Genomic DNA, 11,018 nt, shown 5'->3' on the forward strand with positions numbered 1-11,018 from the left:
GTGCAGATCACCGGCGACCTGACCATCGCGGCGGTCACCCCCGGCGACGTCGCCGGGTCGGTCACCAGGCAGCTCGACCTCACGACCACCCGTTACGTGACATTCACCGACGACGGCGTCGATGAGCCCGGGCTGTCGAAGTTCCTCGCCCACGCGCGCCGGACCGCCGAGCTGTGCGATCTCGTCGATCCGGCCGTGCCCCTGCTCGTGCTGAGTGGTCCCCACGACCACGCCGTCGTGGTGGCCTACCGGACATGGCTGGCGGGTCGCGAGGCAGTGACCGACGTCGATGCCTACCTCGCGCTGCTCCCGTTCCGCAGCATCGGCGCCAGCCTCCACGGTGTCGATGTTGTCGACGGCGGAGACACTGTTCGCCTGACCGGCACCTGTCGCAGAGACGGTGTCGAGGGACAGGTGCGCCCCGACGATGTCATCGACCTCAGGGTCATCGATCGCGCCGGCGCGGTCCGCCTGTCGGTGCACACAGAGCCCCGCCTGCGGTACGAGGACAGCTCTGTGCGCTGGACCGGCTTCACGGCGGACCTCCCGGTCGATCAGCTTCCCACCGGGACCCTGCGACTCGAGCTCGACGCTCCCGTGCCCGGCAATCACGTCGTGCGGCGACCACTGGCATGCGCTGACGGTGCGCTGGCGTCCTCCCGCCCGGTCACGATGAGCGGCAAGCGGTTGCAGCTCGTCCCGGCCCGAGGCACCGAGGAGGCCGAGCTCGTCGTGGCTACGTCCTCGCGCCTGCGGTGGGGCCTGTCAATGGCGCTGCGCGACCTGCGTGTGATGCACCGCCGGCGGTCGTTCTGGTGGGTGCGGTCGGCGCGCCTGCTGACCCGGCCTGTCTACGGTTGTCGCCGCGGGCCGATCTGGCTCGTCGGGGAGCGGTCCGACACTGCGCGCGACAACGGATTCCACCTCTTCAGCCACCTCCGTAGAGAACATCCCGACATTCGCGCCTACTACGTCATCGACAAGGACAGCGACCAGCTGGAACGCGTGTCCGGGCTGGGCAGGGTCGTCGCGCACTCGTCGTGGCGTCACCGGCTGCTGATGCTGCATGCTGTCGTGCTGGCGAACGCCTACTCGATCAAGCACATGGCACCGCGGCAGTGGGACGCCAGCGCCTACATGCGCCAGTTCGCCTGGCGGGTGGGGTCGCACCGCGTCTACCTCAAGCACGGCATCAACCTCAACACCCTTGCCCTGCGGCGTCGCATCGGCGGCTACGACCTGTACCTCACGGCCAGCGAGGCAGAGACCGTCGCCGCCCGGGCGACCTCGGGTTACGACCAACAGGTCGCCCTCACCGGCCTCCCTCGCTACGACGCCCTCGTGCCCACACCGCGGAGCCGCACGATCATGTTCATGCCGACGTGGCGGATGTACCTCACCGCGGGGCTCTTCAGCAACGAGACCGCCAAGGTGCCGTTCGAGGGCTCCCTCTACCAACGGTTCATGCTCGACTTCGTGTCGAGCCAGCGCCTCGCCCACATGCTCGAGCGTCACGACCACCGCCTGCAGCTCATGCCTCACTACAACCTGCGCGAGCACCTCGGCGGGCTCGACACGGGCAGCGATCGCATCACCGTCCTCAATGGCGCTGCGGCCGACATCCAGGACCTGATGCGCGAGTGCGACCTGTTCGTCACCGACCACTCGTCGGTGCACTTCGACCTCGCCTACCTCGGCACGCCCGTCGTCTACTCGCACTTCGACGCCGAGGACTACCGCCGCGGCCACGCCGACTCCAGCTGGTTCGACCACGAGCGCGACGGCTTCGGGCCGGTGACCTACGATCTCGACAGCACCCTCGACGCCGTCGAGCACTACCTCGCCAACGGCTGCGAGCGCGAGCCGGAGTACGACCGTCGCGCCCAGCAGGCATTCGCCTTCCACGACCGCGACAACTCCCGACGCGCCGTCGCAGCAATCGAGGCTCTGCTGCGCTTCTGATCTCGCGAGGTCAGCAGAATCTCAGGGTCAGCATCAACTCAGGGTCAGTGCGACGAGGCGCCGAACGTGCCCTTCGTGAGCTTGTCGAGCCTCACCGCAAGCTGTGGCTCCATGCTGTCGATGAAGGTCTTGGTGAGGTGCGACCCCTGGCGGAACACCAGGACATTGCCGATGACCGGGGCGCAACGGGTGGCGTCGGGGCAGACGACATCGGTCATGTCGATGATCGACACCCCGGGCATCCCCTTGGCGGCCTTCCGCTCCGGCACCGCCGCTGACGCCTCGATGCCCGCAGCCTTGCTGAAGGTGCAGCGCGTCAGATCCTTCTCATGGCGTGCGACGCACTCGTAGTTCGACTCTCCGCTGTCAGGAGGGGCCGGGTTGTCCAAGAGAGCCGCCACAGGAATTCCCGCGTCGGCGATCTGACCCCAGTAGGACCGCAACCCCACGATCAGCGCTTCCGCCGTCTGGTCCGCGGGGTCCGTAGAGCCCGCCGGCAGTGCCTTTCCTGAACGCCCTGAAGTGACCACGAGGTCGGGCTTGATCCGCAGGATGTCCTTGAACGCCAGCCGGCCCCACGTCCGACACTCGGACCTGAACTTGTCCGGGCGCGAGAATGCGGCGTCGGTGAAGCCGCACGCGGACTTGGTGATCTGGATGACCTTGAAGCCCTCGCTGCTGCCCATCTTGGACAACACCGTCTGCCACTGGGCCATCTTGGAGTCGCCAACGATGACCATGGTCTTCTTGGCATTCTTGTCACCCGATATGCACAGCTTGGGCTTGGAGATGCCCTTCGGCAGCTGACACCCGGAGCCATCGTTGTAGAAGGCCGGCAGGTCAGACGTCGCCGCGGTGGGCAGGGGTTTCAGCCGGTTGACGCTCTTCACGTCGCTCCAGACCTTGCCGGCATTGGCCTTGTCGAGCAGCGCGCGAGCCCCGATGGCATCGTTCGACGACGCCCGCTGCACGACCCCACCGATGCTCGCCGAGGCGTTGAGGCCGACGCCGACGCCCACGCCGAGCGCCGTCAGCGCGGCGCCCATCGCGAGCGCGCGGCCCGTCGGCCTGAACGACGCACCGAACCGCACGGGATTTTCGATGTACTTGTGGCACAGCCACGACGGGATGATTGCGAGCACCACCAGCAGGACCATCCAGCGCAGCCGGAGGTCGGGGTACTTCGCCTGGGCAGCGATCAGGATCGGCCAGTGCCAGAGGTAGAGCGAGTACGACAGTCCGCCGATCCACACCATCGGCTTGACACTGAGCATCCGTTGAGGCGACCCGGGGGTCGGCGCGATACCGCTCGCGATCATCAGGGCCGCACCCAGCACGGGCACCAGCGTGGCGGTGCCGGGCCACGTCGTCGAGCCGTCGAAAGTCGTCGCGGCGTACAGGATCGCGGCGAGGCCCACCCATCCACCGACAGCGCGCAGGACCACTGGAAGCCGGCCGACATGCGCCGCCGACAGCGCGAGCAGCGCACCGACCCCGAGCTCCCAGATGCGGGTCGTCGACACGAAGAACGCCGTCTCGGGACTGCTGTGCGACTGCGCCACGGCATAGCCGAACGACGTCACGGTGACCAGTCCCAGCGCGCCGAAGGCGCCGAGGCGCCACCTCTTGGCGGCGAAGATCGCGACCGCAAGCATCAGCAGCGGCCAGATCAGGTAGAACTGCTCCTCGACCGAGAGCGACCAGTAGTGCTGCACGGGCGACGCGCCGACATCCTCGGCGAGGTAGTCCACCGACCTGCCCGCAAGGCGCCAGTTGACGGTGTAGAGAGCGGCCGAGACGATGTCGCCGCCAAATGACGCCCGCTGGGTGATCGGCAGGTAGAAGTACGTCACGAGCGCTGAGAACACCAGGACCGTCGCGCTCGCCGGGAGCAGTCGCTTGACCCGGCGCGCCCAGAAGTGCGCGATGCGCACCCGGCCCGTGCGCGACACCTCACGCGCGAGCAGGCCGGTGACCAGGAAACCCGACAGGACGAAGAACATGTCGACACCGACAAAGCCGCCCGCGAAGAACGGCAGGCCCGCGTGGAACGCGAGGACCGACCCGACGGCGATGGCCCGCATGCCCTCGATGTCCAGACGCAGGATGCGACCGTGGTCAGGCTTGGTCACCGCGGACTCGCCGCTCGAGCGGTCGAGGACGTGAGACATGTGCGGCATCCAATCCTGGGCGGGCCGGGCGAGGGTCAGGCTCTGCGACAGCGGCAAAACAACCTCGGTCAGGCTACCCGACAACCCCCAGTGCAAGCGCCCACCCGCGCGATGACGGTGACCATCGTCACGGCGGTCAGACAGCGACACCGCGATTGATAACCTCAGACTGTGCATATTTCTGTGATCGGTTGTGGCTACCTCGGCGCTGTCCACGCAGCGTGCATGGCCAAGCTCGGTCACGAGGTGAGCGGCTTCGACGTCGACGGTGACAAGATCGCCGCGCTCCAGCGAGCCGAGGCGCCGTTCTTCGAACCCGGCCTGCCCGGACTGCTCGCCGACGCCATGGCAACCGGCCGCCTCTCGTTCTCGACCGACCCCGCCTCCGTCGTCGGCAGCACCGTGCACTTCGTCTGCGTGGGCACCCCGCAGAGGGCCAGCAGCAATGCCGCGGACATGGTCTACGTCGATGCCGCGATCACGACGCTCATCCCCCACCTGGCCGACGGAGACCTGGTGGTCGGCAAGTCCACCGTGCCCGTCGGCACCGCCGAACGTCTGGCCGAGCAGATCTCGCAAGCCCAGCCGGGTGCGACGCTCGTCTGGAACCCCGAGTTCCTGCGCGAGGGGTTCGCTGTCAAGGACACGCTGCACCCCGACCGCCTCGTCTACGGCGTCCCCGACGGCCCGGCCGGCGAGCGGGCCACTGCGATCCTCGACGAGGTCTACGCAACCCCCATGGGTGAAGGCACCCCTCGCATCATCACCGACTACGCAACGGCACAGCTCGTCAAGGTCGCGGCGAACTCGTTCCTCGCGACGAAGATCTCGTTCATCAACGCCATGGCCGAGCTGTGCGAGGCCACCGGCGCCGACGTCACCCAGCTCGCCGACGCCATCGGGCACGACGTGCGCATCGGGCGTCGCTTCCTCAACGCCGGGCTCGGCTTCGGCGGAGGGTGCCTGCCCAAGGACATCCGGGCGTTCATGGCCCGCGCCGACGAGCTCGGCGTCGACCAGGCGCTCAGTTTTCTGCGCGAGGTCGACGCCATCAACCTGCGCCGTCGCGAGCGCATGGTCACCCTGGCCCGCGAAGAGCTCGGTGGCGACCTCAGCGGACGCCGGGTCGCGGTGCTGGGCGCCTCCTTCAAGCCCAACAGCGACGACGTCCGCGACTCCCCCGCACTCGATGTCGCCGCCCAGCTCGGCGAGGCGGGCGCCCTCGTGATCGTCACCGACCCCGAGGCCAACGCCAACGCCAAGGCCAAGCAGCCGCAGCTCGACTTCGTCGGATCCGCCGAGGAGGCGGTCGCCGGCGCAGAGCTCGTGCTGCTCCTCACCGAGTGGGACGACTTCCTCACCCTCGACCCCGTCGCCCTCGCGACGCTCGTCGACTCCCCGCGCATCCTCGATGGCCGCAACGCCCTCGACCCCCAGGTCTGGCGCGACGCCGGTTGGACCTACCGCGCCCTCGGCCGCGGGAAGCACTGACCTGCACGAGCGCTGATCTGACGGCACAGCCGTTGCGGTAATCTCGCCATGCTGACCTGCACTCCAGACTAAGGAAAAACGTTGTCCATCGACATGGCAATCATCGGCCTCGGCTACGTGGGCCTCCCGCTGGCCCAGCAGGCATCACGATCCGGTCTCAGCGTCGCGGGATTCGACGTCAACGCCGGCATGGTCGCGTCCCTCAACGGCGGCACGAGCCACATCGACGACCTCACCGACGGCGACATCTCCGAGATGCTCTCGCTCGGGTTCTCGGCCTCGACCGACGAGTCCGTCCTTGCTGATGCCGATGCCATCGTCATCTGCGTCCCGACGCCGCTCTCGGTCGACGGCGAGCCCGACCTCGGCGCCGTCATCGCCGCCACCACGACCATCGCGCGCCAGCTGCGCAAGGGCCATCTCATCGTGCTCGAGTCGACGACCTACCCCGGCACCACCGACGAGGTGGTGCGCCCGATCCTCGAGAAGGGCGGCCTCGTCGCCGGCACCGACTTCCACCTCGCATTCAGCCCCGAGCGGGTCGATCCGGGCAACCCCGTCTACGGCATCGCCAACACCCCCAAGGTCGTCGGCGGACACACTCCGTCGTGCACCAAGGTCGCGACGGACTTCTACGGTCGTTTCATCGAGTCCGTGGTCCCCTCGAAGGGCACCCGTGAGGCCGAGATGACCAAGCTGCTGGAGAACACCTACCGGCACATCAACATCGCGCTGGTCAACGAGATGGCGCAGTTCTGCCACGAGATGGACATCGACCTCTGGGAAGTCATCCGCAACGCGGCGACCAAGCCATTCGGCTTTCAGGCGTTCTACCCCGGCCCCGGGGTCGGGGGCCACTGCATCCCGATCGATCCCAACTACTTGTCGTACAAGGTGCGCGCGACGCTTGGCAGGCCGTTCCAGTTCGTCGAGCTGGCCCAGGCGATCAACCTGCAGATGCCGGCCTACGTCGTCGACCGGGTCGCGGACCTCCTCAACGACGAGGGCAAGGCGTTGCGCGGTTCGACGATCCTGCTCCTCGGCGTGACCTACAAGCCCAACATCGCCGATCAGCGTGAGTCACCCGCCACGCCGCTGGCCCAGCTGCTCCTCGACAAGGGCGCAACGCTGCTCTTCCACGATCCGCACGTCGAGGCGTGGTCCCCCAACGGGGTCACCGTCACGCCTGCACATGACCTCGATGAGTCGCTGCGCACGGCCGACGTCTCGGTGCTGCTGCAGAATCACAAGGACTACGACCTGACGGCCATCGCCGCCACCGCCAAGTGCCTCTTCGACACCAAGGGTGCCACCGACGACCCCTCCGTCGCCCGGCTCTGACCGCAGGGCGCACTGTCGACGTAGGCCGCGCATCGCTTCGACATGAGGGGTCGCAAGAAATTGCGGATCGAGTCCAGACGATCTCGCACTCCCCGTTGCCGCGAGGCCCACGTCGATCGAGGGTGCTTCAGCTCACCCACGTGGGACGCAACGGCCAGTTGGCGTCTCCGTGCAGGCCGGCCTTGACCGCGAGCACGTGGTGCAGCTCGATCTCGTTGCGCTCGAACGCCAGCCGCGACCCTGCCATGTAGATGCCCCAGACCTTGGCACGCCCGATGCTGACCTCCTCGAGAGCCTCGTCCCAGTGCTCGACGAGGTTCTCGCACCAGCCGCGCAACGTCATCGCGTAGTGCTCTCGCAGGTTCTCGACGTGTCGCACCTCGAGACCGGCGTCCTGGATCGCGGTGGTGGTGCGACCGACGCCGGTCAGCTCGCCGTCCGGGAAGACGTAGCGGTCGATGAACGCTCCGGTGGTGGTGGTCTTGTTGTTGGGGCGGGTGATGCAGTGGTTGAGCAGCCGGCCGCCGTCCTTGAGGTGGTCACGCAGCGTCGTGAAGTACTCGCCGTACTGCCGGACGCCGATGTGCTCGGTGAGGCCGATCGAGCTGATCGCGTCGAAGTCGGTCTCAGGGACGTCGCGGTAGTCCTGGAACCGCACCTCGGCGAGATGCTCGAGGCCCTGGCTCTTGATCTCGTGCTGCGCCCAGAGCGCCTGCTCCTGCGACAGCGTCACCCCGATGACGGTGACCCCGTAGTGCTTGGCGGCGTGGCGGACCATGCCGCCCCAACCGCAACCGATGTCGAGCAGACGCTGGCCCGGCTTGAGGTCGAGCTTGCGCGCGACAAGATCGTACTTCTCGAACTGCGCTTCCTCCAGCGACGACTCGGGGGTTTGGTAGACCGCACACGTGTAGGTCATCGAAGGACCGAGCACGAGCTCGTAGAAGCGGTTCGAGACGTCGTAGTGGTGGCGGATGGCGTCGGCGTCGCGCTTCTTGTTGTGGCGCAGGCCTTCCATGGCCCGGCGCCACTTGGGGAGGTGCTCCTCCGGCGGCGGCGGCGGCGGCTTGAGGTTGCCGAAGCCGAGGCTGCGCACGATCTGCACCATCTCGGCCGCCGACGGCACCTTGAACTTCAGCTGGCTCATCACGAGCACCATGACGTCGTACGGGTTTCCCGGGTGGACGCCCTCGAGCTTCAGGTCGCCGGAGACGTACGCCCGTGCGAAGCCGAGGTCACCCGGCGCCGTCATGAGGTATGACAGCCCACGCTCGTTGAGGAGGGTCATCTTGATCGGCGCGTCCTCGGGGCCGGCGGTGCTGCCGTCGAACCCCTCGAAGCGGAACGGCAACCCGTCCTTCATGAGTCGTCCGAGTGCGTCCGCGATCGTGAGCCGGGCTCCCACGTCTGTGGTCATGTGTTCCTCACCGCTTTCTCGTACAGGGTGCTGAGTCTGCTGTCGGGGTCGTACGTCCGACGCACGGCGGCGAGCGCCGCGCCGCCGTACATCTGGTCGAAGGTCTGCTGGTCATAGAAGGCTTCAGAATAGAGCGACTTGTGGCCGCCGAGATCGTGGACGAAATCCTCGATCTTGCGGTTCACCAGGCCAGGCTCGCTGTCGGCCGGAACTTCGACGGTGCCCCAGAAGCCCACGTTGACGTAGGTCTTGCCAGGCGCGAGTGGGTACACAGGCCACGCACGGGTCGTCCGCAGCGGGCAGAGCCACACCGGGCGCATGCCGACCTCCTCGTCAAACCATTCGAGGAACCTCGGTAGCTGGTCGAGCGGCACCTCGACGTCCTGGATCACGCGCTCGCGACCCGGGACCTTCTTGAGGCGGTCGAGCGTCTTGACGATGCCGAGCTTCTCGTCGAGGCCGACGAGCCGGTGGTAGAAATCGCTGCGGCGGTAGCGGGCGGGCCAGACCCGGCGCAGCCACGGGTTCTGCGCTCCGAAGGCTCCCGAGCACCAGAACCAGTCGGTGTCCCAGCGCCAGATGTAGTCGTTCATGGTCAAGACGTCGGTCTCGCGGGTCTGAATCGACCGGTAGAAGATCTGCTGGCCCGTGTAGTCGCTGACGGCCTGCTGCTGATCGGTGAAGTGCGCAAGCGTCAGGTAGATCTCATCGGGCGAGAACGCCGTGCCATCGAGCCCGTCGACGCGCTCGCCGTGCCACTCGCCCGTCTCGGCGATGACCTCGATGGCCTTGACCGCCGCGGCGGCGTCGGCCATCTGCACGTGGCGCAACGCGACGAGGCGTGGCACCTTCTCGAGGCGGATCTTCAGGCGGGTGGCGTAGCCGAGGCTGCCGTAGGAGTTGGGGAACGCGTCGAAGAGGTCCGCGTGCTCGCCCTCGGCGGAAGCGGTGACGATGACTCCGGCGCCGGTGAGGATGTCCATCTCGACGACCGACTCGTGCGGAAGCCCGTTGCGGAACGACGTCGACTCGATGCCCAGCCCTGTGACGGCACCGCCGAGGGTGATCGTGCGCAGCTGCGGGACGACATAGGGGATGAAGCCGAGCGGCAGGGTCTCGGCGACGAGGTCCTCATACGTACACACGCCCTGCACGTCGGCGGTCTGCGCCTCCGTGTCGATCGCGATGACTCCGTCGAGGCCGCTGACGTCGAGCCCGGGGGTCTTGTGGGCGGACCGGGGGCGGAACAGGTTGGAGGTCTTCTTCGCAAGGCGTACACGATCACCCGATGCCAAGCGTCCGTACGACGACAGCAGCATCCCCACCGCTGCCTCGTGCGCGTGCCAACCTTTCACGGGCTTTAGGTTAAGCCCGTCGAGGACCGCAACGGGTAGCAGGTCGAACTGTGAGACGGCACTCAAACGTCGGCGAGGTAGCGAAGAGCCGCGGCGTAGCCCTCGAGACCCATGCCCACGACCACAGCTGCGGCGATGTCGCTGAGGTAGGACGTGTGCCGAAAAGCCTCGCGGGCGTAGACGTTGCTCAGGTGCACCTCGACCAGCGGGGAGCCCAGCTGGCTGGCCGCATCGCGCACCGCCACCGAGGTGTGAGTCCACGCCCCCGCGTTGAGGATCACGGGCGCGCCGCTGTCGGCAGCCTCGTGCAGCCAGCCGATCATCTCGGCCTCTGTGTCGGTCTGGCGGACGTCGACGTCGAGCCCCACCTCGGCTCCCACCGCCTCGCACCTCGCGACCAGGTCGGCGTACGTCGCGACACCGTAGATGTCGGGCTCTCGCACGCCGAGCCGCCCGAGGTTGGGTCCGTTGAGCACCAGGACGGTCATCAGTGTCACCTCTGCAGCTGCCAGATCAGCGCGTCGGCGGCACCGATCGCTCTCAGATCGTACTCACCGGCGGCCGTCAAACGGGCTTCGTCGCCCGGTTGCAGCACGGTGTTGCTGTGCCGGGCATTGTCGTCAAGCTGGATCGAACCGGCCGTCACGTGGATCAGGCTGCGTCGGCTGGCGGGCACGGTCACGATGTCGCCGGCTGCGAGGCGCACGACGAACAGCTCAGCGGGCGCGTGGACAGCCACCGTGGGGACGAGTCCTGTGCCGGGGACGACCTCGCGCTGGACGTACTCCGGCTCGCCCTCGCGCTCCGACACGAGCATCATCTGCACGAACGCCAGTGGCACCTCCGTCGATGCGTTGCGCTCAGAGTGCTCGACGCCCGTGCCGGCGCTGAGCCGCTGCGCTGTGCCCACTCGGATCGTCCCGCTGTGACCGGTGGAGTCGTCGTGCCGCAAGACTCCTTGGAGCACCCACGTGACAATCTCCACGTCCGCGTGGCGGTGCGCCTCGTAGCCCTGACCGGCCTCGACGTGCTCGGTGTTGATCGCGACGATGGGTCCGAAGCCGACGTTCGCCGGGTCGTAGTGCGCACCGTACGAGAAGCTGTGCCACGTCGACACACCCTCACCGACGGTGCAGAAGCGGTCCCCTGCTCGGTGAATCTCGATCATCGCCTCCACCTCAGGCATAACCGAGCTCGTGCAGTCGGTCGTCCTCGATGCCGAAATGGTGGGCGATCTCGTGCACCACCGTGATGCCGACCTCCTCCACCACGTCCTCCTCC

The 11,018-nt window shown here is 67.5% G+C and carries 9 protein-coding genes; 3 read left to right on the forward strand and 6 right to left on the reverse strand.

Annotated features, from left to right (window positions below; all coding sequences use genetic code 11):
• Positions 1-1,962, forward strand: a complete 1,962-nt coding sequence (locus tag H7290_RS02010) for a CDP-glycerol glycerophosphotransferase family protein (protein WP_290512344.1) — start codon at positions 1-3, stop codon at positions 1,960-1,962.
• 44 nt (positions 1,963-2,006) lie between these two features.
• Here H7290_RS02010 and H7290_RS02015 read toward each other — a convergent pair whose 3' ends face one another.
• Complete coding sequence (locus H7290_RS02015; protein ID WP_290512345.1) at positions 2,007-4,133, reverse strand: acyltransferase family protein; 2,127 nt, start codon at positions 4,131-4,133, stop codon at positions 2,007-2,009.
• A gap of 171 nt (positions 4,134-4,304) precedes the next feature.
• Here H7290_RS02015 and H7290_RS02020 point away from each other — a divergent pair, with 171 nt between their 5' ends.
• The gene (locus H7290_RS02020; protein WP_290512346.1) at positions 4,305-5,624 is read left to right on the forward strand and encodes a UDP-glucose/GDP-mannose dehydrogenase family protein; all 1,320 of its coding nucleotides are present in this window, start codon (positions 4,305-4,307) and stop codon (positions 5,622-5,624) included.
• 81 nt (positions 5,625-5,705) lie between these two features.
• A complete protein-coding gene (locus H7290_RS02025; protein WP_290512347.1) occupies positions 5,706-6,965 on the forward strand; it encodes a nucleotide sugar dehydrogenase in 1,260 nt (419 codons plus the stop codon).
• A 127-nt stretch (positions 6,966-7,092) separates the two neighbouring features.
• Here the strand turns inward: H7290_RS02025 and H7290_RS02030 are convergent, their stop codons facing one another.
• The 5 genes from H7290_RS02030 to H7290_RS02050 all read right to left on the reverse strand — a co-directional run.
• Positions 7,093-8,382, reverse strand: a complete 1,290-nt coding sequence (locus H7290_RS02030) for a cyclopropane-fatty-acyl-phospholipid synthase family protein (protein WP_290512348.1) — start codon at positions 8,380-8,382, stop codon at positions 7,093-7,095.
• The gene (locus tag H7290_RS02035) at positions 8,379-9,737 is read right to left on the reverse strand and encodes an FAD-binding oxidoreductase (RefSeq protein WP_366927585.1); all 1,359 of its coding nucleotides are present in this window, start codon (positions 9,735-9,737) and stop codon (positions 8,379-8,381) included. Before H7290_RS02035 ends, H7290_RS02030 begins: the two co-directional genes overlap by 4 nt.
• Before the next feature lie 62 nt (positions 9,738-9,799).
• On the reverse strand, positions 9,800-10,225 hold the full coding sequence (gene aroQ, locus H7290_RS02040) for a type II 3-dehydroquinate dehydratase (protein WP_290512349.1): 426 nt from the start codon (positions 10,223-10,225) through the stop codon (positions 9,800-9,802).
• Between the two features lie 5 nt (positions 10,226-10,230).
• On the reverse strand, positions 10,231-10,905 hold the full coding sequence (locus H7290_RS02045) for a pirin family protein (RefSeq protein WP_290512350.1): 675 nt from the start codon (positions 10,903-10,905) through the stop codon (positions 10,231-10,233).
• Between the two features lie 10 nt (positions 10,906-10,915).
• A partial coding sequence (locus H7290_RS02050) for a metallopeptidase family protein (RefSeq protein ID WP_290512354.1) occupies positions 10,916-11,018 on the reverse strand: 103 nt, incomplete at its 5' end.

This window comes from Aeromicrobium sp. (genome assembly GCF_014378035.1).
Classification (GTDB): Bacteria; Actinomycetota; Actinomycetes; order Propionibacteriales; family Nocardioidaceae; genus Aeromicrobium.